This window comes from Raoultella sp. T31 (assembly GCF_002806725.1).
Classification (GTDB): domain Bacteria; phylum Pseudomonadota; class Gammaproteobacteria; order Enterobacterales; family Enterobacteriaceae; genus Klebsiella; species Klebsiella electrica.
The window spans coordinates 15,253-40,720 of the sequence record NZ_PIBO01000008.1 but is presented as its reverse complement, the minus strand read 5'-3'; the positions used below and the strand labels follow the sequence as shown (position 1 = coordinate 40,720).

24 protein-coding genes, 1 other RNA gene and 1 pseudogene are annotated in these 25,468 nt (G+C 55.6%); 10 read left to right on the top strand and 16 right to left on the bottom strand.

Features of this window, described 5'->3' with window-relative positions:
- Positions 1–19: 19 nt before the first annotated feature.
- Positions 20–235, bottom strand: coding sequence for a fumarate hydratase FumD (gene fumD / locus CWM52_RS07860; RefSeq protein ID WP_100683583.1), 216 nt, complete (start codon positions 233–235; stop codon positions 20–22).
- Between the two features lie 505 nt (positions 236–740).
- On the opposite strand from fumD, the gene pykF reads away from it, so the two are divergent.
- Complete coding sequence (gene pykF, locus CWM52_RS07855; RefSeq protein WP_100683582.1) at positions 741–2,153, top strand: pyruvate kinase PykF; 1,413 nt, start codon at positions 741–743, stop codon at positions 2,151–2,153.
- A 307-nt stretch (positions 2,154–2,460) separates the two neighbouring features.
- A complete protein-coding gene (gene lpp, locus CWM52_RS07850) occupies positions 2,461–2,697 on the top strand; it encodes a murein lipoprotein Lpp (RefSeq protein WP_010430241.1) in 237 nt (78 codons plus the stop codon).
- 72 nt (positions 2,698–2,769) lie between these two features.
- On the opposite strand, the gene ldtE is transcribed toward lpp, so the two are convergent.
- The 7 genes from ldtE to sufA all read right to left on the bottom strand — a co-directional run bounded on the left by ldtE (position 2,770) and on the right by sufA (position 9,406).
- The gene (gene ldtE / locus CWM52_RS07845; RefSeq protein ID WP_100683581.1) at positions 2,770–3,768 is read right to left on the bottom strand and encodes a L,D-transpeptidase LdtE; all 999 of its coding nucleotides are present in this window, start codon (positions 3,766–3,768) and stop codon (positions 2,770–2,772) included.
- 98 nt (positions 3,769–3,866) lie between these two features.
- Complete coding sequence (gene sufE / locus CWM52_RS07840) at positions 3,867–4,283, bottom strand: cysteine desulfuration protein SufE (protein ID WP_100683580.1); 417 nt, start codon at positions 4,281–4,283, stop codon at positions 3,867–3,869.
- Between the two features lie 11 nt (positions 4,284–4,294).
- Positions 4,295–5,515, bottom strand: a complete 1,221-nt coding sequence (gene sufS / locus CWM52_RS07835; RefSeq protein WP_100683579.1) for a cysteine desulfurase SufS — start codon at positions 5,513–5,515, stop codon at positions 4,295–4,297.
- A complete protein-coding gene (gene sufD, locus CWM52_RS07830) occupies positions 5,512–6,786 on the bottom strand; it encodes a Fe-S cluster assembly protein SufD (RefSeq protein ID WP_100683578.1) in 1,275 nt (424 codons plus the stop codon). Before sufD ends, sufS begins: the two co-directional genes overlap by 4 nt.
- Positions 6,761–7,507 carry a Fe-S cluster assembly ATPase SufC gene (gene sufC, locus CWM52_RS07825; RefSeq protein ID WP_100683577.1) on the bottom strand — a complete coding sequence of 249 codons (747 nt, stop codon included), beginning with the start codon at positions 7,505–7,507 and terminating at the stop codon, positions 6,761–6,763. The genes sufD and sufC overlap by 26 nt, the downstream gene beginning before the upstream one ends.
- A gap of 31 nt (positions 7,508–7,538) precedes the next feature.
- The gene (sufB, locus tag CWM52_RS07820; RefSeq protein ID WP_015584111.1) at positions 7,539–9,026 is read right to left on the bottom strand and encodes a Fe-S cluster assembly protein SufB; all 1,488 of its coding nucleotides are present in this window, start codon (positions 9,024–9,026) and stop codon (positions 7,539–7,541) included.
- A 2-nt stretch (positions 9,027–9,028) separates the two neighbouring features.
- On the bottom strand, positions 9,029–9,406 hold the full coding sequence (gene sufA, locus CWM52_RS07815; protein ID WP_100683576.1) for a Fe-S cluster assembly scaffold SufA: 378 nt from the start codon (positions 9,404–9,406) through the stop codon (positions 9,029–9,031).
- Positions 9,407–10,175: 769 nt separating this feature from the next.
- Between sufA and CWM52_RS07810 the strand changes: the two genes are divergently transcribed.
- Complete coding sequence (locus tag CWM52_RS07810) at positions 10,176–10,493, top strand: hypothetical protein (RefSeq protein ID WP_100683575.1); 318 nt, start codon at positions 10,176–10,178, stop codon at positions 10,491–10,493.
- A 160-nt stretch (positions 10,494–10,653) separates the two neighbouring features.
- On the opposite strand, the gene CWM52_RS07805 is transcribed toward CWM52_RS07810, so the two are convergent.
- Complete coding sequence (locus CWM52_RS07805; protein ID WP_100683574.1) at positions 10,654–10,902, bottom strand: GlsB/YeaQ/YmgE family stress response membrane protein; 249 nt, start codon at positions 10,900–10,902, stop codon at positions 10,654–10,656.
- Positions 10,903–11,068: 166 nt separating this feature from the next.
- Here CWM52_RS07805 and CWM52_RS07800 point away from each other — a divergent pair, with 166 nt between their 5' ends.
- Positions 11,069–11,257 (top strand): YegP family protein, encoded by a 189-nt coding sequence (locus tag CWM52_RS07800; RefSeq protein WP_004863298.1) that lies wholly within the window; start codon positions 11,069–11,071, stop codon positions 11,255–11,257.
- Positions 11,258–11,331: 74 nt separating this feature from the next.
- Here the strand turns inward: CWM52_RS07800 and menI are convergent, their stop codons facing one another.
- Both menI and CWM52_RS07790 read right to left on the bottom strand, forming a co-directional pair.
- On the bottom strand, positions 11,332–11,742 hold the full coding sequence (menI, locus tag CWM52_RS07795) for a 1,4-dihydroxy-2-naphthoyl-CoA hydrolase (RefSeq protein ID WP_100683573.1): 411 nt from the start codon (positions 11,740–11,742) through the stop codon (positions 11,332–11,334).
- Positions 11,739–14,795: an FAD-binding and (Fe-S)-binding domain-containing protein gene (locus CWM52_RS07790; protein WP_100683572.1), complete on the bottom strand. Its 3,057-nt coding sequence runs from the start codon at positions 14,793–14,795 to the stop codon at positions 11,739–11,741. The genes menI and CWM52_RS07790 overlap by 4 nt, the downstream gene beginning before the upstream one ends.
- Before the next feature lie 370 nt (positions 14,796–15,165).
- On the opposite strand from CWM52_RS07790, the gene ydiK reads away from it, so the two are divergent.
- Entirely contained in the window at positions 15,166–16,290 is a 1,125-nt protein-coding gene (ydiK, locus tag CWM52_RS07785; RefSeq protein WP_100683571.1) for an AI-2E family transporter YdiK, read from the top strand.
- 178 nt (positions 16,291–16,468) lie between these two features.
- An RNA gene (gene rprA / locus CWM52_RS07780) (antisense sRNA RprA) lies at positions 16,469–16,576 on the top strand.
- Positions 16,577–16,706: 130 nt separating this feature from the next.
- Here rprA and ppsA read toward each other — a convergent pair.
- A complete protein-coding gene (ppsA, locus tag CWM52_RS07775; RefSeq protein WP_100683570.1) occupies positions 16,707–19,085 on the bottom strand; it encodes a phosphoenolpyruvate synthase in 2,379 nt (792 codons plus the stop codon).
- Positions 19,086–19,161: 76 nt separating this feature from the next.
- On the opposite strand from ppsA, the pseudogene CWM52_RS26275 reads away from it, so the two are divergent.
- From CWM52_RS26275 to hemP, 4 genes and pseudogenes are all read left to right on the top strand, one after another.
- Positions 19,162–19,278, top strand: a pseudogene (locus CWM52_RS26275) (hypothetical protein); the annotation flags it as partial.
- A 148-nt stretch (positions 19,279–19,426) separates the two neighbouring features.
- On the top strand, positions 19,427–20,260 hold the full coding sequence (locus tag CWM52_RS07765) for a pyruvate, water dikinase regulatory protein (RefSeq protein ID WP_100683568.1): 834 nt from the start codon (positions 19,427–19,429) through the stop codon (positions 20,258–20,260).
- A 155-nt stretch (positions 20,261–20,415) separates the two neighbouring features.
- Positions 20,416–21,462 (top strand): 3-deoxy-7-phosphoheptulonate synthase AroH, encoded by a 1,047-nt coding sequence (gene aroH / locus CWM52_RS07760; protein WP_100683567.1) that lies wholly within the window; start codon positions 20,416–20,418, stop codon positions 21,460–21,462.
- Positions 21,463–21,625: 163 nt separating this feature from the next.
- Positions 21,626–21,805 carry a hemin uptake protein HemP gene (gene hemP / locus CWM52_RS07755; RefSeq protein WP_165785359.1) on the top strand — a complete coding sequence of 60 codons (180 nt, stop codon included), beginning with the start codon at positions 21,626–21,628 and terminating at the stop codon, positions 21,803–21,805.
- A gap of 43 nt (positions 21,806–21,848) precedes the next feature.
- Here the strand turns inward: hemP and selO are convergent, their stop codons facing one another.
- From selO to CWM52_RS07735, 4 genes are all read right to left on the bottom strand, one after another.
- Positions 21,849–23,291 carry a protein adenylyltransferase SelO gene (selO, locus tag CWM52_RS07750; protein ID WP_100683565.1) on the bottom strand — a complete coding sequence of 481 codons (1,443 nt, stop codon included), beginning with the start codon at positions 23,289–23,291 and terminating at the stop codon, positions 21,849–21,851.
- 115 nt (positions 23,292–23,406) lie between these two features.
- Positions 23,407–23,871, bottom strand: coding sequence for an NlpC/P60 family protein (locus CWM52_RS07745; RefSeq protein ID WP_100683564.1), 465 nt, complete (start codon positions 23,869–23,871; stop codon positions 23,407–23,409).
- Between the two features lie 81 nt (positions 23,872–23,952).
- The gene (gene btuD, locus CWM52_RS07740; protein WP_100683563.1) at positions 23,953–24,702 is read right to left on the bottom strand and encodes a vitamin B12 ABC transporter ATP-binding protein BtuD; all 750 of its coding nucleotides are present in this window, start codon (positions 24,700–24,702) and stop codon (positions 23,953–23,955) included.
- Positions 24,702–25,253, bottom strand: a complete 552-nt coding sequence (locus CWM52_RS07735) for a glutathione peroxidase (protein ID WP_100683562.1) — start codon at positions 25,251–25,253, stop codon at positions 24,702–24,704. The genes btuD and CWM52_RS07735 overlap by 1 nt, the downstream gene beginning before the upstream one ends.
- Between the last annotated feature and the right edge of the window lie 215 nt (positions 25,254–25,468).

Below are 25,468 nucleotides of genomic sequence, written 5' to 3'. Positions count from 1 at the left end.
TAAGCCGCGCGCAGTAAGGCTAGTCGTGCCCGGATAAGGCGTGGATCACCTTCTCCATGGCTTCTTTGGTCAGTTCAGAGCGGGCGATTTTCGGGTTGGCCAGCGAGGTACGCACCACCCCGGCAATCACGATATGTTTTGGCTCCTGGCCGAGATCGCGCATTTCGAGCACCACTTTCCCCACCACCCGGCACATTTCCTCGTACAATTCGGCGTCTCTGGCTTTATTTCCCATTCTTTTCGGCTCACAAATTATCATTATCAATCAAATCATTATTAATATTTTTTCGTGATAAATCAAACCAGCGTGCTCTTTTTATACCAGCGCGTTGTTTCCAGGCGTTAACCGCGATGAAATTCGCATAATAGTGGCGTTTATTGTTGTCGGCTGATGAAAAAATGTGTTGCGAAGAAGATTTGAAATAGTTCGAGTTTTGTTACATTTTCATGGGGAATAATGAAACGTCGTTTTCATTTTCCTTTTTTGTTCCGACGTCGTATAATGCCCCCCGATTCTTTCTTGAATGGTTTCAGCGCATTGGACTGCACGACTAAACGCATAAAATACTGCCTCTTTTCATGGGCTGAACCGCCAGCACACTTTCTTCTGCACGCTCTTTTGTTGTCACCTATTCTTAGAGCGTGGCAGAACAACTTTCGCAATACAGGTTTGACTCCACGGCCGTGCGCCTACGGAGCGATATTTCCATATCCTTCACAACTTAAAGACTAAAACTTTCATGAAAAAGACCAAAATTGTTTGCACCATCGGTCCGAAAACCGAATCCGAAGAGATGCTGTCCAAAATGCTGGACGCGGGCATGAACGTCATGCGTCTGAACTTCTCTCACGGTGACTATGCTGAACACGGTCAACGCATCAAGAACCTGCGTAACGTGCTGAGCAAAACCGGTAAGACAGCGGCTATCCTGCTGGATACCAAAGGCCCGGAAATTCGTACCATTAAGCTGGAAGGCGGCAATGACGTCTCCCTGAAAGCCGGTCAGACATTCACCTTCACCACCGATAAATCCGTCGTCGGCAACAACGAAATCGTCGCCGTGACCTATGAAGGTTTCACTACCGACCTGTCCGTCGGCAACACCGTTCTGGTCGACGATGGTCTGATCGGCATGGAAGTGACGGCCATCGAAGGTCAGAACGTCATCTGTAAAGTGCTGAACAACGGCGACCTCGGCGAGAACAAAGGCGTTAACCTGCCGGGCGTTTCTATTGCCCTGCCGGCACTGGCTGAAAAAGACAAGCAGGACCTGATCTTCGGTTGCGAACAAGGTGTTGATTTTGTTGCTGCTTCCTTTATCCGTAAGCGTTCTGACGTGGTCGAAATCCGCGAGCACCTGAAAGCGCACGGCGGCGAAAACATCCAGATCATCTCCAAAATTGAAAACCAGGAAGGCCTGAACAACTTCGACGAAATCCTCGAAGCCTCTGACGGCATCATGGTTGCACGTGGCGACATGGGCGTGGAAATCCCGGTTGAAGAAGTTATCTTCGCCCAGAAAATGATCATCGAAAAATGTATCCGCGCGCGTAAAGTGGTTATCACCGCAACGCAGATGCTGGATTCGATGATCAAAAACCCGCGTCCGACCCGCGCAGAAGCCGGCGACGTAGCCAACGCCATCCTCGACGGCACCGATGCGGTCATGCTGTCCGGCGAATCGGCCAAAGGGAAATACCCGCTGGAAGCCGTCACCATCATGGCGACCATCTGCGAGCGTACCGATCGCGTGATGACCAGCCGCCTGGAGTTCAACAACGACAACCGTAAGCTGCGCATCACCGAAGCCGTGTGTCGTGGTGCGGTAGAAACCGCAGAAAAACTGGAAGCTCCGCTGATTGTTGTCGCCACCCAGGGCGGTAAATCTGCACGCGCCGTGCGTAAATACTTCCCAGATGCCACCATCCTGGCGCTGACCACCAACGAAACCACCGCCCGTCAGCTGGTGCTGACCAAAGGCGTAGTGCCGCAGCTGGTTGACCAGCTCTCCTCTACCGACGATTTCTACATCCTCGGCAAAGAACTGGCGCTGCAGAGCGGCCTGGCGCGTAAAGGCGACGTGGTTGTTATGGTCTCTGGCGCACTGGTCCCGAGCGGAACCACCAATACCGCATCCGTGCACGTGCTGTAATAATTTACAGGTTAATTCGTTTTTAAAGGCGCCTCTTGCAGGCGCTTTTTTTTTATTCATCCCTGGCGACGCTTAATAAAAATGCAAATCGGAATTTACTATTTAATGAGAGATTATCTAAGATGAATCCGATGGAAGCGTGCTGTTTTCACAAAGATTTTTAAACTACTCCGTCAAATTCGATGTTTCTTTGAGCGAACGATCAAAAATAAGCGTATTACCGAAAAAAAATATTCTCATCCCAAAAAAGTTTGTGTAATACTTGTAACGCTACATGGAGATTAACTCAATCTAGAGGGTATTAATAATGAATCGTACTAAACTGGTACTGGGCGCGGTAATCCTGGGTTCTACTCTGCTGGCTGGTTGCTCCAGCAATGCTAAAATCGATCAGCTGTCTTCTGACGTTCAGACTCTGAACGCTAAAGTTGACCAGCTGAGCAACGACGTGAACGCAATCCGTTCTGACGTCCAGGCTGCTAAAGACGACGCAGCACGCGCTAACCAGCGTCTGGACAACCAGGCTACTAAATACCGTAAGTAATAGTACCTGTTAATAAAAATGGCGCACAATGTGCGCCATTTTTTTTGTCCTCTCTTCCCTTCCCGTCTCGCGCTACTGCACCCTTTTCGCTTCGTCCACCGGCGCGTTCGATACCGACATCGCCGATAGCGCTCCGCCGCTCGCCGTCTCATTGCCCGCAGAGACCACCACCGGATAGCCCGCGCGTCGGGACAGCGCTTTCTTCAGTTGGGCATCGTCTACGATTTTATCTCCGGCAAACTGATGGAAGTCCGCTGGCAGCGTGTACGCAAGCGTACGGGTATCGCCCGCTTCATCCTGCGTCAGAGGCCGATGAACTTCGACATAGCGTTTACCGTCGGGCTCAATCGCAAATTTCACCGGCTGGTTGATAACGCGCACCGGCGTCCCGGTTTTCACCTGACTAAACAGTGCCTGGATGTCCGCGGCGTTCATGCGCATACAGCCCGAACTGACCCGCAGGCCAACGCTATCCGGCGCGCTGGTACCGTGGATAAGATACTCGCCGTTGCCGTACGCCAGGCGCAGCGCATAGCGTCCTAACGGATTATTCGGCCCTGCCGGCACCACGGGCGGCAGCTTGATGCCTTTTTCCAGCGAACGTGCGCGGATGCCCGCCGTTGGCGTCCAGGTCGGATTAGGGATCTTCTGCCCGATGCGCGTGGTCATCTCCGGCGTCTCCAGACCCTGCTGACCAATCCCCAGCGGATAAACCTGAACCTGGTTCTGCCCCGGCGGGAAGTAGTACAGCCGTAGCTCCGCCAGGTTCACGACGATGCCTTCCCGGGGAACATCCGGCAGCAGCATCTGCGAGGGAATCAAGACCTGGGTCCCGGGCTTCGGATACACCGGCGCAAGCGTGTCGTTCGCTTCGAGAATCAGCATCGCCGCCGTGTCGAAATGGCGGGCAATCGCCTGCAGATTGCGATCCCCTTCCTGTACCGTCCACCATTGATTCTGGCCAATGAGCCGACTGTTAGCCGGGGGAAGTGGGTAATCTACCGCCCAGGCGCCGTGTGAAACGCTGAGGGCTGTCAGAAGGGCTACGGTGATAAGAGATGCGCGTTTCATACTGAGATTCCTTCTTTCGCTGATAAAACGCCAGGGTCTGCAGTCAGGCAGGCATCACCTCCGGCCTGACGTAACAGAATGAAATCTACCTGTTTATTCTAGCTAAGATTTTCAGCTTTCGCGCGAATTGCACGAATCATGGCTTCCAGGCCCTGAGATCGTGAAGGGGTAAGATGCTGGGCCAGCGCCATTTTTTCAAACCACGGCCGCACGTCAAAGGCGATGATATCCTTGGCCGTCATCTGGTCGTAGAGGATAAAGACCACGGCAATCAGTCCTTTGACGATCGCCGCATCGCTATCGCCGCGCAGCGATAGCCCCCCGCCTTCCCCTTGTTCCACCACGATCCACACCTGGCTCTGGCAGCCCTGAATGATATTTTGCGCGGTATGCTCTTCGGCGCTCAGCGGCGCCAGCCGCTGGCCGAGTTCGATAATATAGAGGTACTTCTCTTCCCAGTTCGCGCAACGACTAAAGTTGCGCAGCAGTTTGTCTTTATCCGGTAATGCCGCCATGATTGCGTCCTTTAGCCCAGTAGCGTGTGGATGCGCTGCAGTCCTGCGACCAGGCGATCCACCTCTTCCGTGGTATTGTACATCGCCAACGAGGCCCGACACATGGCCGGTACGTTGTAAAACGCCATCAGCGGCATCGCGCAATGATGGCCGGTGCGGATGGCAATGCCATAATTATCCAGGAAGCTGCCCACATCGTAGGCATGATGCGCGCCAAGATTAAAGGCAATCACCCCCAGACGCGCTTCAGGGCCATACAGGGTCAAGTCCGGCACCGCTTTCAGCGCCTGCAGGGCATAGCGCATGAGGGTCTGCTCATATTCGCCAATCTGCGCCAGTCCCAGCGCGCTGACATACTCCAGCGCGGCGCCAAGGCCGATAATCCCGCCGGTATTGGGAGTGCCCGCTTCGAAGCGCCACGGCGCTTTCGCCCACGTTGTCCCTTCGCTCAGGCTGACGGAGGCAATCATTGACCCGCCCCCTTCCCACGGCGGCATCGCCTGCAGCAGCGCCTCTTTGACATACAGGATGCCAATCCCGGTCGGGCCATACAGCTTGTGGCCGGAGAAAACATAAAAGTCGCAGTCCAGCGCCTGCACATCCACCGCGTGATGCATCACCGCCTGCGCCCCGTCCACCAGCACTTTTGCCCCATGCTGGCGGGCCAGCGGGATCAAGGCCGCCAGCGGGTTCTCCGTCCCCAGCACATTGGAGACCTGGGTGATGGCCAGCAGGCGGGTCCGCGCATCAAACAGCGCCGGAATGGCATCCAGTTGCAGAGTGCCGTCCGGTGTCAGCGGGATAACCCGCAGCTCTGCGCCCACCCGGGCGCAGAGCATCTGCCAGGGAACGATATTCGCGTGGTGCTCCATGGCGCTGATGATGATGTTATCGCCGGCGCCGACGTTGGCGTTCCCCCAGCTGTTGGCCACCAGATTAATCCCTTCGGTGGTCCCCCGAACGAACACCAGCTCTTCCGCCGAGCGGGCATTGAGGAACCTCGCCGCCTGCTGGCGCACCTGTTCCATCCGCGCCGTCGCCTCTGCGCTCAGCGTATGGATACCGCGATGGACGGCGGCATAGCCGTGGCGATAAAACTCCGCCTCGGCGCGAATCACCGCCTCTGGTTTTTGCGCGCTGGCGGCGCTGTCGAGATAGACCAGCGGCTGACCGTTGACCTCCCGGCTCAGCAACGGAAAATCCGCGCGGACCCGTTCAACAGAAAATGTCATGCTTTTTCTCCCGGTAAACGTTGGCCGATTCGCGCCAGAATCTGCGCCCTCAGCGCCTCATCGCCAATCGCTTCCGTCAGCTCGGCGGCGAAAGCATAGAGGATCATATGCTGCGCCGCCTGGTGAGTAATACCGCGTGAACGGAGATAGAACAGCTGTTCGTTGTCGATACGCCCGATGGTGGCGCCGTGGCTGCACTTGACGTCGTCGGCATAAATTTCCAGCTGCGGCCGGGTATCCACTTCCGCCAGGCGCCCCAGCAGCAAATTATTGTTGGTCATCTGACCGTCGGTTTTCAGCGCGTGCCTGGCGACATTAATCAGACCGTTAAACACCGCCCGCCCTTTATCGCTGACAATGGTCTTATGCAGCTGGCGGCTATTACAGTAGCCAACGCGATGATCGAGCCAGGTTCGGCTGTCGCAGACCTCATTGTTGACCGGCATCGCCAGGGAGTTGATCCGCAGGGTGCTGTTCTCCCCCAGCAGCTGAGTACTGGTGCGATGGTGCAATACCGCGCCGCCGAGCAGAAAGCTGCTGCTGAAGGCCGACGCGTCGCGGCCCAGCAAGAGATCGTTGTGGGCAAAGTGGTTGCTCTGCGCATTCTCAAACGCCAGCTTGATATGCTGCAGATGGGCATTATCCGCCACCGACATCGTCAGACGCGCGCCGGTAAAGTGGCGCTGTTCATCCAGGCTCAGATAGTGTTCGATAATCGTCGCCTCGGCGCCGCTCTCCAGCTCAAGATGATGGCGATAGTGCGCGGTGTTAAGGTCATCGCCCGCGCCCCCACGGGTCACATGCATCAGCAGCAGCGGCTTCGCGGGCCGCTTATGGCGTTTTACGCGGATTCGCGTCACCGTCTGAGCAAGGCTCTCCGTGAGATGCAGGAACACTTCCGGCTGCACCGCGTCAGGCAGCCCCTGGCGATCGTCCGCCACGCTAACGTCGTAACCGCTGTCGGCCAGGTTGTCGCTCAAGGTCTCGCTAAACTGCCCGTCGATGAACACCAGCCGCCAGGCGTCCATCGACAGCGCCCGCTGATCCCGCTCTGTCGCCGTTAAAGTACCCGGCTGCAGCGCGACAAATGTGCCTTTGTTCAGTGTATCCAGCGGCGTATATTTCCAGTCCTCATGTTTGCGCGTCGGCAGACCGAGGCGCAGGACCTGCTGGAGATGTCGGCGGGCTTCAGGCGTTCGCCGCTCGCCCAGCGCCTCAAACAGATGATGCCACTGCTGCAGCGCGTTACTGCTGTTCGGTAAGCCAGCCATAGCCCTGCTCCTCCAGTTGTTTGACCAGGGTAAAATCGCCGGATTTGACGATTCGCCCCTGATAGAGCACGTGGACGTAATCAGGCTTGATATAGTCGAGAATACGCTGATAGTGGGTGACGATAATAAATGCGCGCTTGCCGTCGCGCAGCGCGTTGACGCCGTCAGAGACTATCTTCAGGGCGTCGATATCCAGCCCCGAATCCGATTCATCAAGAATGCACAGGTCCGGCTCCAGCACGGCCATTTGCAGGATATCGTTGCGCTTCTTTTCACCGCCGGAGAAGCCCACGTTCACCGAACGGGTCAGTAAATCTTCCGGCATCTTCAGCAGCTTAATTTTCTCTTCCATCAGATCCTGGAAATCGAAACGGTCCAGCGCTTCCTGGCCGCGATAGTCGCGCACCGAGTTGAGCGCAGTTTGCAGGAAGAACTGGTTGCTGACGCCGGGAATCTCTACCGGGTACTGGAAAGCCATAAAAATGCCTTCGCCAGCGCGGTCTTCCGGCGCGAGGCTGAGCAAATCTTTGCCTTTAAACTCCACGCTGCCGCCGACGACCTCATAGTCTTCACGCCCGGCCAGCGTCGCCGATAGGGTACTTTTGCCGGAGCCGTTCGGCCCCATAATGGCGTGCACTTCGCCAGGGCGAATGTCCAGATTTAATCCGCGCAGGATCTCTTTGTCTTCAACGGCGACCTGCAAATTTTTGATACTTAACATCGCATTTCCCTTAATTCGTAAAGCCTGGCGCTTAGCCGACGCTGTGTTCCAGACTGATAGCCAGCAGTTTTTGCGCTTCAACGGCAAACTCCAGCGGCAGCTCCGAGAAGACATCTTTACAGAAGCCGTTGACAATCATCGAGATGGCATTGTCTTCGCTGATGCCGCGCTGCAGGCAGTAGAACAACTGATCTTCGCCGATCCGCGAGGTGGTAGCTTCGTGCTCCAGCTGCGCGCTGTCGTTGCGACACTCCACGTACGGGAAAGTATGCGCCCCGCAGTCCGGCCCAATCAGCATCGAGTCGCATTGGGTGAAGTTACGCGCGTTGGTGGCGGTCGGCATAATTTTGACCAGCCCACGGTAGCTGTTCTGGCTTTTGCCGGCGGAGATCCCTTTCGAGATAATCGTCGAACGGGTGTTTTTGCCGATGTGGATCATCTTGGTGCCGGTGTCGGCCTGCTGATGTCCGCTGGTCAGCGCCACGGAGAAAAATTCGCCGATGGAGTTATCGCCGCGCAGAATGCAGCTCGGATACTTCCAGGTAATGGCGGACCCCGTTTCTGACTGCGTCCAGGACATCTTGCTGTTTTCGCCTTCGCACAGCGCGCGTTTGGTGACAAAGTTCAAAATCCCGCCGGTGTTGTTATCCCCGGGGAACCAGTTCTGCACCGTGGAATATTTCACCTCGGCGTCTTTATGAATAATCACCTCAACCACCGCCGCATGCAGCTGGTAGCTGTCGCGCACCGGGGCGGAACACCCTTCGATGTAGCTGACGTAGCTGCCTTCATCGGCCACCAGAATGGTGCGTTCGAACTGGCCGGTTTTTTCGGCATTAATGCGGAAATAGGTCGACAGCTCCATCGGGCAACGTACGCCTTTAGGCACGTAAATAAAGGTGCCGTCAGAGGCCACCGCCGCGTTCAGCGCGGCAAAAAAGTTGTCATTGCCCGGCACCACGGTGCCGAGATATTGTTTCACCAGCTCCGGGTGATCGTGGATAGCCTCACCAAACGAACAGAAGATAATCCCCTGTTCCGCCAGTTTTTCCCGGTAGGTTGTCGCCACCGAAACGGAGTCGAAAATCGCGTCAACCGCGACTTCGCGCCCTTCGCGTACCGGCACGCCCAGCAGGTTAAAAGCCTCTTCGACTTCCTGAGTCAGATAGGCGCCGGGGCCGGTTTGCTGCACCGCGCCAGGCTCCGAAGCGCAGGTGTCGTCGCAGTTGCCGCAGGACGGCGCCGAGTAATAGCTGTAATCCTGGTAGTTGAGCTTTTCATAGTGTGCTTTCAACCAGTGCGGCTCTTCCATCTCCAGCCAGGCGTGATACGCCTTCAGGCGAAACTCGAGCATCCACTCGGGCTCATTGCGGCGAGCGGAAATGGCGCGCACCACCTCTTCGTTGATGCCTTTCGCCAGCTCATCGGTCTTTAAGCGGGTAAAAAAGCCTTCTTTATAATTGAGCGGCCCGTCGGACCAGGTTTTGACATCGTCAGTTGCTTCAGTATTACGAGACATAGTTACTCCGCCTGAACCCCAAAGCTTTCGCCGCAGCCGCATTCGTGCTGCGCTTTCGGGTTATGAAACTTAAAGATTTCATTTAATCCTTCCCGAACATAATCCAGCTCCGTCCCGTCGATAAACGGCATGGCCTGCAGCGGCGCCCACAGTTTCGCCCCGTCGCGCTCAAACAGCAGGTCGTCTTCCGCCGGCTCGGCAATCAGCTCGAGCACGTAACCAAAACCGGCGCAGCCGCTGGTTTTTACCCCCAGACGTAGCCCCTGCTTGTCGGGCTGTTGACTCACCAGGCTGCGAATATGGGCCGCTGCCGCCGGGGTCATCATCAGACCACGCCAGCTAAATTCATCGGGATTGAAGGTTCCTGTATCTAATTCCATCGCTCTACCTCATTGGTTAGCGCCATAAGGGCATACGACCATGTTAATGATAACAATTATCACTTCAACCCAGCCGGAGAAGGGGTATTCCCCTTGCGAACCCTTTTATTTCGCTTTTTATAAGCATAGACCCTCGCCTGCAGGTTATCAGGTGACTATTTTGTAATTTAATATATTGATAAATAATAACTTATTTAGCGTTTTACCCGGACATGACGGGCAATGAGAAAGGTGTATCGGAAATACCTATTTTTGAAATCGAAAACGGTCCATTCAACATGATCAGCACTTACTGTCAAATCAATAGCTTGTTCTTTGTACCGTGCGACGACGTGACGCTCTTTACGCTACCTCTTTAGAATTATCTATAAGTATCCTTCTGGATGGCTATTCGTTATCCGGCAAATCGGAACGGTTATCATTTTAAATTCGGACAAAAACCAGGAATAAAGCTTTTTTCTCTACTGGTAAATTGATGTACAATTCCTGCTTAAAGTTCCTACAGTTCTCGGCCCTGTGTCGGAGGCACTGCTTACATGGAGTTTGTCCGTACAGGATGATAGATATCAGTATTATGTCGATGTGCATGGTGGTACTGCTGGTTATGAGCGTATTGCTAAACTAGGTCAGCCACAGCCCCTGCTTCCCACATCGGAGCTTCACATTCGTGATGAAATGAGGAGTTTTAGAGGATTCGTCCGCAGTGGCATTGTTCAGCAACGGCGTTGCCTCTAAGATTTCAGCCATATTCCAGCGAGAGGTAACGAAGATGAAAGGAACAATCATTGCTCTGTTAGCCACCGTATCCATTGCCACAGCCAGCGCATTTGCAGCAGATAAAAATGACGTCCCTGCTCCCCCCGATAATCCGCCCGGACAGCCGATGATGGAAATGCCGCAAGGGCGTGGCCCAATGCCGATGCCTCTACCGCCATTGCCACCGCGAAAACCGCTATTATTCTCTGCAACGGTTGCCACCGATAACCCGGCCGAGACGATTAATAAACTGACCGCGCTGATCCCGACAGGGAGCGCTAAACATTATGAAGTGCGCGTGGAAGTCGTTCCTGTACCCGATATGCCCTGAATTATCCCGGCGCCCCCCGGTATCATTGACCGGTTAATATCTGCGACATAAAAAAAGCTGCCAGTGAGCGTGGCAGCTTTTATTTTGCGTCTGATTTGGCGCTCAATGCCTATATCCTCACCGCCGATGGCGATGAGGATAGCGGTATGATGACGGGATATTAACTCTTAATCTTTCTGTAGATAAACAGGACGACTAATGCACCGATGACCGCCACGACAAAGCTGCCGAAATTAAAGCCATCGACCTTGCCGTAGCCAAAAAACGTACTGATCCAACCACCTACTACCGCACCAATGATGCCAAGAACAATAGTGACAATAAAGCCGCCGCCGTCTTTGCCTGGCATAATCCACTTAGCCAAAATACCGGCAATAAGACCAAAAATGACCCAGGAAATGATACCCATAGTTAACTCCGTCCTCTTCGTTACTCAAAAGTATTTCGTACTTAAAATAGTAGCATAAGTAACGTGAATAATTCATGAATTATATTTTTAGCGCCGCTGACTTGCTATATAAGCCGCGATGGTCTACATATCATGGTGTCGGTGCTAATGCGTAAAGGGGTTAACAATGGGCTATTACGTGATTAAAAAATCTGAGAAAAGCGTTTCCCAGCCATGGTATTTCCTGCTAAAAGCGGATAATCATGAAACCATCGCCACCAGTGAAATGTATTCCTCGAAGGAGGCGGCGAAAAAAGGAATTGCTTCAGTGCAGAAGAATGGTCCCAGCGAAACGATTAAAGATGAAACACAATAAAATCCGCTGAATATAAGGGGAATAATACTCCCCTTATATTTGTACGAGAATCGCCTCAGCCCGCTACGGCTCTCTCAGACTACCGCCGTGGTCAGGCGCGAGGAGCAGCATAAGCGCCGCTGTTCATCGAAGATTTCAATCTGCCACACCTGGTGGCGCGATCCGATATGCAGCGCTTTACAGACCCCCCTGACCCGGCCACTGCGCACCGAGCGAATGTGGTTGGCATTGACCTCCAGCCCTACCACCTTCTGCTCGCCTTCACTGCACAAATAGCCGGCAACCGAGCCCAGCGTTTCCGCCAGCACCACCGATGCTCCGCCATGTAGCAGACCAAACGGCTGATGCGTGCGGCCGTCCACCGGCATGGTGGCTTCGATGGTATCATCGGTGACGCTGTCAAAATGAATATCCAGCAGCCCGACCATATTGCCTTCGCCCATGCGGTTAAGCTGTTCCAGCGTTGTCTGACGTTTCCAAATCATCCAATAATCTCCAGCAGCGCCTGCAGCGGATGGCGGACACCGCTGCCTTCAATGCGCTTCACCTGACTGCGACAGGAGTAGCCGGTCACCAGGCAACGGTTACGCGGTAGACGCTGGATCGCCTGTTGCCAGGAAAGCGCGTAGATATCCAGCGAGTTGGCATGGTTTTTTACCTCATGGCCGTAGGTTCCGGCCATCCCACAGCAGCCCACGCTGACGTTCTCCAGTTTCGCGCCGAAGCGTGCAAAAATTTCTGCCCACTGCTTCGGCGCTGCGGGGAGCGCCGTGACCTCGGTACAGTGGCCAAACAGATACCACGCTTCGCCGCCCTGCTCCTGCTCGCGAGCTTCCGGCAGCGCCTGCGGCAGCCACTCATGCACCAGCATCACGCGGAAATCACCGCGTTTGTCGCCCAGGACCTGGTTGTACTCATCGCGATAGCACAGCACCAGCGCCGGATCGACCCCGACCATCGGCATGCCCAGTTGCGCCACGCGGTTGAGGAAATCTGCGGTTTTCTGCGCCGTGCGCGCAAAGCGCGAGAGGAATCCTTTGATATGCTGCGCCTTGCCGTTTGGCGAGAACGGCAGTAATACCGGCTGGTAGCCGACTTTTTCCACCAGCCGGACAAAATCGGCCACCACCTGCGCGTCGTAATAGCTGGTGAACGGATCCTGCACCACCAGCACCATTTTGGCTTTCTGCTCAGCGCTGAGGGTTTCCAGCTGCTCCAGCGTCATGTTTGCCGAGCGATGTCCCACCATTCTCTGCTTCAGCGACGGCGTCGAGAGCAGCGGCAGATCCACCATCCCGATGTGCTTCTCGGACAGCTTGCGCATCCACGGCTGATTAATAAAGAAGTTGAACGTCTTCGGCGCCTGGGCCATCAGCGGCGCATAGGATTCCACCGTCGCCACCAGATGATCGCGAACCGGCCGCAAATAGCGACTGTGGTACAGCTGCAGGAAGCGCGAACGAAATTCCGGGACATCGATTTTAATCGGACATTGGGTAGAGCACGCTTTACAGGCCAGGCAGCCGGACATCGCCTCTTTGACCTCATGGGAGAAGTCATATTCCCCCTTGCGCGCATGCCAGCTGTTACGGGTCCGCGCCACCAGCGTCCGCAGGCTGGCGCGTTTTTCCGGCAGATCTTTTTCCAGCTGATTGGGGTCGATGCCACGATCCGCCAGCAGGCGCAGCCATTCGCGCACCAGCGTTGCGCGCCCTTTCGGCGAGTGGATACGGTGATTGCTGACCTTCATCGACGGACACATCGGGCTTTTAACATCAAAGTTAAAGCACAGACCGTTGCCGTTACACTCCATCGCGCCGCGCCATGCGCTGCGCACCGCGATAGGGATCTGGCGATCCCAGGTGCCGCGCTTCACGGCATCCACCTTCATCATCGGCGCATCTACGCCTTCCGGCGGACAGATTTTCCCCGGGTTAAGACGGTTGTGCGGATCGAACGCCGCTTTGACTTTTCGCAGCTCGCCGTAAAGCTCTTCGCCAAAGAATGCCGGACTGTACTCGGCGCGGAAGCCCTTGCCGTGTTCACCCCACAGCAGGCCGCCGTATTTCGCGGTCAGCGCCACGACCTCATCGGAGATCTGCTTCATCAGCACTTCTTGCCGCGGATCGCACATATCCAGCGCCGGACGCACGTGCAGAACACCAGCGTCCACATGGCCAAACATGCCGTAGCTCAGACCGTGGCTGTCGAGCAGCGCGCGGAACTCGACGATGTAATCGGCAAGATGTTCCGGCGGTACGCAGGTATCTTCCGCAAAGGGAATCGGCTTGGCGGCGCCTTTGGCATTCCCCAGCAGCCCCACCGCTTTTTTACGCATCGCGTAGATGCGCTCAACGCCGTCCAGTTCGTGACAAACCTGCCAGCCGATGACGCCCGCTTCATTGGCGGCAATCAGCTCATCAAGACGCTGACACAGCGTAGTCACCTGGTTATCGATAAGCGCGGCGTCATCACCGGCGAATTCGACAATATTCAGTCCCAGCATCTCTTTATGCGGGACATCGGTAATCAACTCGCTGACCGAATGCCAGACGATATCTTCACGCGCCAGGTTAAGGACTTTTGAATCGACGGTTTCCACCGACAGCGCTTTCGCCTCGACCATAAACGGCGCATTGCGCAGCGCGGAGTCAAACGAATCGTATTTGATGTTCACCAGACGGCGGACTTTCGGCAGACGGGTAATATCGAGACGCGCTTCGGTGATAAAGGCCAGCGTCCCTTCCGAACCGGTGAGGATTCGGGTCAGATCGAACTCGCTCATGTCATCATTAAAGACGTGGCGCAGGTCATATCCGGTCAGGAAGCGGTTAAGTTTCGGAAATTTATCGATGATCAGCTGACGTTGCGCTTTGCAGCGCTGAAAGACCGTCCGGTAAATCCGCCCAATCGCCGACTGTTCGCGGCTCAGCGTCTCCGCCAGGGCAACGGGCATCGCCTGGGTATCGAGAATATCGCCGCCCATCAGCACCGAACGAACGCCCAGTACATGGTCTGAGGTTTTGCCATAAACCAATGACCCCTGACCGGAGGCATCGGTGTTGATCATCCCCCCCAGAGTGGCGCGGTTGCTGGTGGAAAGCTCCGGGGCAAAAAAGTAACCGTACGGTTTAAGATACTGGTTCAGCTGATCTTTAATCACGCCGGCTTCGACACGAACCCATCCCTCTTGCGGGTTGATTTCGAGTATGCGGTTCATATGGCGGGACATATCGACGATGATCCCCGCATTCAGCGCCTGGCCGTTGGTCCCGGTGCCGCCGCCGCGCGGGGTAAAGACCAGCGATTTGAAGCGTTCTTCGGCGGCGAGTCGCGCCAGCAGGACGACATCCGCCGTCGAGCGGGGAAATAAAATCGCATCCGGCAACAGCTGATAAACGCTGTTATCTGTCGCCATTGTTAGCCTGTCGGCATAGCTGGTGGCGGTATCGCCGGTAAATCCTTGTTGCTCCAGTACCTGCAAAAAATTCAATACCAGTTGAACGACACCTGGTGCTTGAGAAATTTGTGGGATCATAACGCTTGACCCTGCCTGACTATGTTGTGTTGTAGAGATGTCATCCTTCAGACTGCCTCGTGTTGGCGCATTCGCTGCCGAATCCTTGCGTGAAGCTGACCCTGGCGGGTAATACAAACCACGTTCACCACGCCGGGCAAAAATAGCCTGCAAGCCGGGAGTCGGCCGCCGCCTCGCTGCGTCCGGATGATTTGGTGTATGGATAACTAAACGATTGCGTGGCGCAGTCAACTTTTTATCACATTTTTTTCATATGCGCCCACGAGATTTATGTGCAAAATCAGGCCCGTGAAATTATTGATATTATTATCAGTATATGGATTTACGCGGCGCCAGCATTCTGACGCGACTGGAAAGGTAAAATTTCATTATGATTAACGCTCGCCAACCTCGGGATATACCGCAAATTCTGCTGTCGGTGCTGTTCTTATCCCTGATAATTATCTCCTGTCTGTGGGTGGTGCAACCCTTTATTCTGTCCTTCGCCTGGGCAGGCACCGTCGTCATCGCCACCTGGCCCGTTCTGCTGCGTCTGCAGCGTTTGCTGTTTGGTAAGCGCACCCTCGCCGTGCTGGTTATGACCGTCTTACTGTTTTTACTGTTCGTCATCCCCATTGCGCTGCTGGTAAATAGCCTGGTCGATAACAGCATTCCGCTGATAAAACTCATCTCCGCCGGGAATGTGACGCTGCCGGATTTGGCGTGGCTTAATAGCGTTCCGCTGATTGGCGACAAGCTGTACGCGGCCTGGCACGGTCTGCTGGATATGGGCGGCGCGGCCATCATGGCCAAAATTCGTCCCTATATCGGCACCACCACCACCTGGTTCGTCGGTCAGGCGGCGCATATCGGCAAACTGCTGGTCTACTGTGGTCTGATGCTGTTGTTCAGCGCCCTGCTGTACTGGCAGGGTGAGAAAGTCGCCTATGGGTTCCGTTATTTCGCAACGCGTCTGGCGGCAAAACGCGGCGATGCGGCGGTGCTGCTGGCCGGTCAGGCCATTCGCGCCGTGGCGCTGGGCGTGGTGGTGACCGCGCTGGTTCAGGCGGTGCTCGGAGGGATTGGTCTGGCGATTAGCGGCGTCCCTTACGCCGCGCTGCTGACCGTGGTCATGATCTTCACCTGTCTGGTACAGCTGGGGCCATTGATTGTCCTGATCCCTTCGATTATCTGGCTCTACTGGAGCGGAGATACCACCTGGGGCACGGTGTTGCTGGTGTGGAGCTGCGTGGTGGGCACCATGGATAACGTTATTCGCCCGATGCTGATTCGTATGGGCGCCGACCTGCCGATGATTCTGATTCTCTCCGGCGTTATCGGCGGGCTGATCGCCTTCGGGATGATTGGCTTGTTTATCGGTCCGGTGCTGCTTGCCGTCTCCTGGCGCCTGTTTGATGCCTGGTTGCAGGAGGTTCCACCGCCGCCGAAAGATCCCGATCAGGTACTGGCGGAACTTGAAGCGTTAAATGTCAGTAATATCAACAACCAAAAGTAAAAAATCGAGGCGGGGAAACCCGCCTTAATCATAAGAAAAACTGATAAAAATAATTCACTCCTCCCCCCCCCCGTTATCCCCCTCTCTCATGAGATGCAATCGGCATATTCTTCACACCTGTTTAACTATTGGGATGAATCCGATCGACGCAAAAACAGGCTATGTCTACTATTAGGGCACGGTTATAGATCAACACCTTGATTTATAAGCATGGAAATCCCCTGAGTGAAACAACGAATTGCTGTGTGTAGTCTTTGCCCATCTCCCACGATGGGCTTTTTTTTACTTCGAATCCGTGAGCCGCAGACCGCTATTTTTACGGTTTGCAGGTACGGCCGTCACTGGCGGACGGCAGGCGCTGAAAATAAAAAATCCCCGCCATTGCTGACGGGGATCGGCTGATTGAAAACGAGGGCTTACTTATTCATTTCAGCCAGACCAAGCCAGGTTTGCACCACGGTATCCGGGTTCAGAGACAGGCTGTCAATCCCCTCATCCATCAGCCATGCGGCAAAATCTTCGTGGTCAGAAGGGCCCTGGCCGCAAATGCCGACGTATTTACCCTGCTTCTTCGCCGCGCGAATCGCCATCGACAGCAGCGCTTTCACCGCGTCGTTACGTTCGTCAAACAGCTCAGAGACCACGCCGGAGTCGCGATCGAGGCCAAGCGCCAGTTGGGTCATGTCGTTCGAGCCGATGGAGAAACCGTCAAAGTGCTCGAGGAACTGTTCGGCCAGCAGCGCATTCGACGGGATTTCGCACATCATAATGATTTTCAAACCGTTTTCGCCGCGCTTGAGTCCCTGGCGCGCCAGCTCTTCAACCACCGCTTTCGCCTGGGCGACGGTGCGGACAAACGGCACCATGATTTCGACGTTGTTCAGCCCCATATCGTTGCGCACGCGTTTCACCGCATCGCACTCCAGCGCGAAACAATCGCGGAAGCTATCGGAGACGTAACGACCGGCCCCGCGGAAGCCCAGCATCGGGTTTTCCTCTTCCGGCTCATAACGCTCGCCGCCCACCAGGTTGGCGTATTCGTTAGATTTGAAGTCGGACAGACGCACGATCACGCGCTTCGGATAGAACGCCGCACCAAGGGTCGCAATCCCTTCGGTCAGCCGACCGACGTAGAACTCTCTCGGCGAGTCGTAGCCTTTCATCAACTCGCGGATTTCGTTCTGCAGCGCGGGTTCCTGATCGTCAAACTCAAGCAGCGCGCGCGGGTGGACGCCAATCATGCGGTTGATGATGAACTCCAGACGCGCCAGCCCCACGCCTTCGTTCGGCAGACAAGCGAAGTCGAATGCGCGATCCGGGTTACCGACGTTCATCATGATTTTCAGCGGCAGGTCCGGCATTTCCCCCACGCTTGAACTCTTAATGCTGAAATCGAGCAGCTCGGCGTAGACGTAGCCGGTATCGCCTTCGGCACAGGAGACGGTCACGTTCTGGTTTTCCTGGATGCGGTCGGTCGCGTCACCGCAGCCAACGACCGCCGGAATCCCCAGCTCGCGGGCAATAATCGCCGCGTGACAGGTACGGCCGCCGCGGTTGGTGACAATTGCCGAGGCTTTCTTCATGATCGGTTCCCAGTCCGGGTCGGTCATGTCGGTCACCAGCACATCGCCGGGCTCGATACGGTTCATTTCACTGATATCGTGAATCACTTTTACCGGGCCGGCGCCGATGCGATGGCCGATAGCACGGCCTTCCGCCACAATCTGCCCTTGCGTATGCAGGGTGTAGCGCTCCATCACCTGACCGCGCGAGCGGACGGTCTCCGGACGCGCCTGGACGATGAACAGCTCACCGGTGTGGCCATCTTTCGCCCATTCGATATCCATCGGACGGCCGTAGTGTTTCTCAATCTGCACCGCCTGCTGCGCCAGCTCCTGCACTTCCTCGTTGGTTAACGAGAAAATATCGCGCTGCGCCTGCGGAACGTCTTCGATACGCACCTGCTTGCCGTGCTCCTGGGTCGAGGCATAAACCATGCGAATTTTTTTCGACCCCATGGTACGACGCACGATGGCCGGACGACCCGCCGCCAGCGTCGGTTTATGCACATAGAACTCATCCGGGTTGACCGCGCCCTGCACCACCATTTCGCCGAGGCCCCAGGCGGAGGTAATAAATACCACCTGGTCAAAGCCGGACTCGGTATCAATGGAGAACATCACGCCGGATGAGGCGAGGTCGGAGCGCACCATCCTTTGTACCCCGGCGGATAGCGCCACGCCGCGATGGTCATAACCCTGATGCACGCGATAGGAGATCGCGCGATCGTTAAACAGCGAAGCAAACACGTGCTTCACCGCGACGAGCACGGCATCAAAGCCCTGCACGTTGAGGAATGTCTCTTGCTGCCCGGCGAAGGAGGCATCCGGCATGTCTTCCGCCGTCGCGGACGAACGCACGGCAAAAGAGGCCTCGGCATTGTCCGCGGACAGCTGTCGATAGGCATCACGAATCGCGTCTTCCAGTTCGCTCTGGAACGGCGTATCAATGATCCACTGACGGATCTGGGCGCCCGCTTTCGCTAATGCGGAAACGTCGTCAATGTCGGTTTCATCCAGCAGTTCATAAATGCGCTGGTTAACACCGCTTTGGTCCAGGAACTGATTGAAGGCATCAGCGGTGGTGGCAAACCCGTTCGGTACGGAAACACCCATACCGGACAGATTCGTAATCATTTCACCAAGGGAGGCATTTTTGCCCCCAACTCTGTCTACATCATTCATGCCGAGTTGGTTATACCAAAGCACCAGCGGTGACGAGCCATTGTTGGACATCGAGACAATCCTTTTGTGATTTAATACCAGTGATAAAAAACTCACGATCAACTACGGGATTTATCCTGACATATTTATGCGACTTAAAAAAACGGTGAATCGTTCAAGCAAATTATTTTTCGTTTTTCAGGATACTTTACCCGATATACCTAACCCAATGATTCTGCTTAAATCTGCTGCAATAAGATACAAAATTCCGGCAAAACAGAAAACTGAACCGGCCTTTTCATTAAAAATAAAAATACCATTTCATTTTTTAAAGTGAGACAAAGCCTAAAGGGATATGCTTAAATTTAATTTCTGCTTTCAGATAATTAAACTCATTATACCGGATGGTCAAAATGGAAAGTGCTGTAGATCGCCACGTATTTTATATTTCTGACGGTACCGCCATTACGGCTGAAGTACTGGGGCATGCGGTGATGTCGCAATTCCCGGTCGCTATCAGCAGTCTTACGCTGCCGTTTGTCGAAAATATCAGCCGCGCGCGGGCAGTAAAGGAACAAATTGACGCCATCTATCAGCAGACCGGCGTGCGACCGCTGGTTTTCTACTCCATCGTTATCCCTGAAATTCGCGATATTATTTTGCAAAGTGAAGGATTTTGTCAGGATATCGTACAGGCGCTGGTGGCGCCGCTTCAGCAGGAGCTACGACTCGACCCGACGCCAATCGCTCACCGGACCCATGGCCTGACGCCAGGTAACCTCAACAAATACGATGCCCGTATTGCGGCGATTGATTACACCCTCGCCCATGACGACGGCATCTCGCTACGTAATCTCGATCAGGCGCAGGTCATTTTGCTGGGCGTCTCGCGCTGCGGCAAAACCCCGACCAGTCTTTACCTGGCGATGCAGTACGGTATCCGCGCGGCAAACTACCCGTTTATCGCCGACGATATGGACAACCTGATCCTCCCCGCCTCCCTCAAACCCTTACAACATAAGTTGTTCGGTTTAACCATTAATCCGGAGCGGCTGGCGGCGATCCGCGAAGAACGTCGTGAGAACAGCCGCTATGCGTCGATGCGCCAGTGCCGCATGGAGGTGACCGAGGTGGAGGCCCTGTATCGCAAGAATAAAATTCCGTGCCTGAACAGCACCAATTATTCAGTGGAAGAAATGGCGACTAAAATCATGGACATCATGGGACTGAGTCGCAAAATGTACTAATGAACTAGTGCATTGGAGAAAATTTGTTTATGCTATCGCCCGTGGCCCATACAGGATCATGACCTGTCCTTGCAATAAACAGGGATTGGTTTATCGTGATGCGCATCACTTCCCGGCATTTTCGCCGCGGAAGAAACAGATTTTTTGAGACTCCAATGAACAGAACAGATGAATTGCGTACCGCGCGCATTGAAAGCCTGGTGACGCCCGCGGAACTGGCGCAGCGGCATCCCGTCTCTGCCGACGTTGCGGCGCACGTCGCCGCCTCCCGCCGCCGGATTGAAAAGATCCTCAACGGGGAAGATAGCCGTTTACTGGTGATTATCGGACCGTGTTCCATCCATGATACCGACGCGGCGATGGACTACGCGCGCCGCCTGCAGGGGATGCGCGAGCGCTACCAGCCGCAGCTGGAAATCGTCATGCGCACCTACTTTGAAAAGCCGCGCACCGTTGTCGGCTGGAAAGGGTTAATTTCCGATCCTGACCTTAACGGCAGCTATCGGGTGAATCACGGTCTTGCGCTGGCGCGTCGGCTGCTGCTGCAGGTCAACGAGCTGGGGGTTCCCACCGCCACCGAATTTCTCGATATGGTGACCGGGCAGTTTATTGCCGACCTGATAAGCTGGGGCGCCATCGGCGCGCGCACCACCGAAAGCCAGATCCACCGGGAAATGGCCTCCGCGCTCTCCTGTCCGGTCGGCTTCAAGAACGGTACCGATGGCAACACCCGTATCGCTGTCGACGCCATCCGCGCATCCCGCGCCAGCCATATGTTCCTGTCGCCGGATAAGCAGGGACAGATGACCATCTATCAGACCAGCGGCAACCCGTACGGGCATATCATCATGCGCGGCGGCAAACGGCCGAATTACCATGCTGAAGATATCGCCGCCGCTTGCGATGCGCTGCGTGAATTTGACCTGCCGGAACAGCTGGTGGTTGATTTCAGCCACGGCAACTGCCAGAAGCAGCACCGCCGTCAGCTGGAGGTGTGCGCCGATATCTGCCAGCAGATTCGCGCCGGTTCCACATCGATTGCCGGCATCATGGCCGAAAGCTTCCTGCGGGAAGGCACGCAGAAAGTGGTGGCCGGGCAACCGCTGACGCGCGGCCAGTCCATCACCGATCCTTGCCTGAGCTGGGAAGATAGCGAACGTTTGCTGGCCGAACTGGCCGCAGCAACCGCTACCCGCCTGTAGTCCCCGCCCCCGCCACGCCGTGGTGGGGGAGATTCTCCCCGCACAATCTGACGCACACTCCCAAAAAACAGGGTTTTGACAAATAACGCTTGCCGTGAAAATTAACATTACTGATAATGATTATCATTGTTTCTTTTATTTTTATTTTGGTGCTATGACGCGTATGGATAACACTGCCACAGCAGAAAAAACAAAAGACAATGCCCCTTACCCCATGCCCGCGGACCGTAAGATCAACAGTCATACCCTACTCGGCGCTGAAGGCCGGGTGGTGATTGAACATGGGGGCCAGCGCTACTTGCTGCGCCAGACCCATGCGGGGAAACTGATTCTGACTAAATAGACGGTCTCCGCCCGCGGGCACGGAGAAAGTCCGCAAGATAAGGTCAGCTGGAACAGCTGACTTCCAGACGCCTTCCCCAGTCGGGCGGACGGTTAACATAATCATCGTCCCGGTCTGTAAACGGCTGACTTAACGCTTCATGCAGGCGCGCCAGTTCGCTCATCTCCCCTTGTTCTGCCTGCTCGATAGCCCGTTGTGCCAGCCAGTTGCGTAACACCAGCGCCGGGTTGACGCTCTGCATCTGCTGCTGGCGCTGCGCATCATCGATAGCCTCATCGCGCAGGCGCGCGCGATAGTTTGCGAACCAGCTATCGAAGGCCGCGCGATCGATGAACTCATCGCGCAGCGGCGACGCCGCGCTGTGTTGTTCACTCACGCTCAGCATGCGGAACGTCCGGGTGTAATCGCTGCCTTCCCGTATCATCAGCGCAAACAGCCCATCCAGCAGATCGTTATCGCCTTTCTGCTGGGTGAACAGCCCCAGCTTATCGCGCATCCGGCGGCCGTATACCGTCAGCAGGGCATGCTGGTAGTCATCCAGCGCGGCATTAAGCGCATCCACCGCAATAAACGGCGACAGCGACTGCGCGAGACGTTGTAGATTCCACAGGCCAACCGCCGGCTGGTTTTCAAAGCTGTAGCGGCCCTGATAATCGGAATGGTTGCAGATAAAATCGGGTTTGAAGTCGTCCAGGAAGCCATAGGGGCCGTAGTCCATCGTCAGTCCAAGAATCGACATATTATCGGTGTTCATCACCCCATGGGCGAAGCCTACCGTCTGCCAGCTGGCGATCAGCGTCGCCGTCCGCGTGACAACGTCACGGAACCATAGCACGTATTTATCGGCTTCATCCACCAGCGCTGGCCAGTGGTGACGAATCACGTAGTCGGCCAGCTGCTGTACCTTTTGCGGCTCACGGCGATAATAAAAATGTTCAAAATGGCCGAAGCGCACGTGGCTTTCGGCCAGGCGCAGCAACATCGCGCCGCTTTCCAGCGTTTCGCGTTGCACGGGGGTTTCGCTGGCGACCATGGCGAGCGCGCGCGTCGTCGGGATCCCCAGCGCATGCATGGCTTCCGAGGCTAGACTTTCGCGGATCGTCGAACGCAGCACCGCTCGCCCGTCGCCCATTCGCGAATAGGGCGTCAGTCCGGCGCCCTTGAGGTGCCAGTCCAGGCGGCGGCCATCCGGCAGCTGCTGTTCAGCCAGCAAAATCCCCCGGCCATCGCCAAGCTGGCCGGCCCAGGCGCCAAACTGATGGCCGCTGTAAACCTGCGCCAGTGGCGACATGCCGGGCAGCAGCGTTTCACCGCCCCAAACGCCGGCGCCCTGCGCCGGATGAAACAGCGCCTCTGGAATACCCAGGGTTTGCGCCAGCGGCGCATTGTGCCAGACAAGTCGGGCATTTTTCAGCGGGGTGGGCGCTAAAGCGGTATAGAAATCCGGCAGTTCATCACGCCAGTGGGTAGTAAAAGACAGGGTCATGGTTCCTCCTCTCTCCAGTGTAGTGCCTTCAACACGGTATTAACACGGGAGAACCGCAGGGTTATCGACATAAAAAAGGGAAGCCAGTGCTTCCCCTTCGCTACGACGTCCGTCGCTATATCCTGCGGGCCTGCCAGAATTTCTTGTTCCAGTAGACGTTATTCAGGGAGGAGCGCGTCACCCCCTGGCTGGTCGAGGCATGGATAAACTGATTGTCGGTATCGTAGATGCCCACATGCAGACCGCTGTCGCCGGAACCGGTTTTGAAAAAGACCAGATCCCCCGGTAACAACTCGCTTTTATCAATTTTAGTGCCAATCTCTGCCTGATCGCGAGTTTCACGCGGCAATTGCAGGGCAAACTTATCGCGGAAGGTCATGACGACAAACCCGGAACAATCGACCCCACGCGGAGACATACCGCCATAGCGATACGGCGCGCCCCGCCAGTTGCGCAGCTGTTCGTTCAGGTTGGCGATAACGGTAATGGAATCTGCAAGCCGCGGATTCGGCGGCGGCGCCCGGTGGTGGCTGCAGCCAGCCAGCAATAGCGCCGCCAGTAAAATGAACCACAAACGCATCTCAGACGATTCCTCTGTTCCTTATCATTTCGTCAGGATAATTTAGCTGGTTTATCAATGCACTGGCAAGGTTGCTTCGTGCTACTGTGACGCCACGAGCATAAAATGACCGGCGACCGCGATGCGTTGAAAAGGAATCGCGTAGGCCGCGGTTAAGTTTTCTTCGGTTAGCACCGCCGATGTCTCACCGCAGGCAATGGCCTGTCCCCGGCAGATAAGCCAGGATTGATGTGCGTGTCGCAGGGTATGGTTAAGATCGTGACTGCTCATCACCACCGCCACGCCCGACTCGCACAGTTCGCCGAGCACCCGATCGAGCGCCGCCTGCTGCGCCACATCCAGGCTGTTCATCGGTTCATCCAGCACCAGCAGTTGCCCCGCCGGATTCGCCAGCGGATGAACCTGCAGAATGACCGCCGCCAGGCGCACGCGCTGCCACTCGCCGCCAGAGATATGATTCACCTGGCGCCCGAGCTTATCGCTCAGGCCCAGCTTACCGGCAATGCTGCCGAGCAGTTCGCTTTGCCCGCCCTGCTGCAGATGCAACGACAGGTAGTGCCATACCGGCATGGCGAAAGGCGGCATCTGGTGCTGGCTCAGGTAGGCCCGGTGGCGCGCCAGCTCCTGAGCCGACCACTGTTCCAGTTTACGTTGGTTGAAAACAACCTCTCCGGGACCTGCGGTCAGGCCTGCCATTCGCATCAGCAGCGTGCTTTTGCCTGCGCCGTTTGGCCCGACCAGATGGACCATTTCACCGGGACGGACCTGCGCGCTAAACGGCGCCAGACGCCCCGCCTCTATGACATTACGCAGTTGCATCAAAAACGGCATTATTTCGCTAACGCCCCTTTAATGGCGGCCACCAGCTGCGGATCGTCCGGGGTCATATCCGGCGAGAAGCGCTGAATAACCTGGCCATCTTTGCCCAGCAGGAATTTTTCGAAATTCCACAAAATGTCGCCGACGTTGGCTGGCGCCCGGCCTTTGCTTGCCATACGCTCGTAGAAACCGCTGCCTTCCGGCGCCACGGCCTGCGGCGCGACCGCAACCAGTTTCTGGTACAGCGGATGACGATGTTCCCCGTTGACGTCTACCTTGCTGAACAGCGGGAAAGTCACGCCATAGGTGGTACTGCAAAACGTCTTGATCTCCTCTTCGCTCCCCGGTTCCTGACCCAGAAACTGGTTGCACGGGAAGCCAAGTACGGTAAACCCGTCGTTTTCGAGATCTTTTTGCAATGTTTCGAGCTGCTCATATTGCGGCGTGAGACCACATTTTGACGCCACATTCACAATCAGCAAAACGCGACCGGCATAATCAGCCAGCGTCGTTTTTTGACCATCAATAGTGGTGACTTCAGTATTCAGAATATCGTGTTGCATAGCCTTCCCTCCGTCCATAAAGCAGGTTGCTGATTAAGGTGATCCCTATCTACTGTAGCGGATTCACGAGCGTTCATTGTACGTCGAATCGGCCGCCAGGAATACCGCGCCATAAAGGCCGGTAACATGAATTCCTCTCAATATGGTCAGCAGACAATTCAGTGTACAGTGTTAAACGGATGTAATAGCCTTTTGTTATGGACCCATTTGAGAGA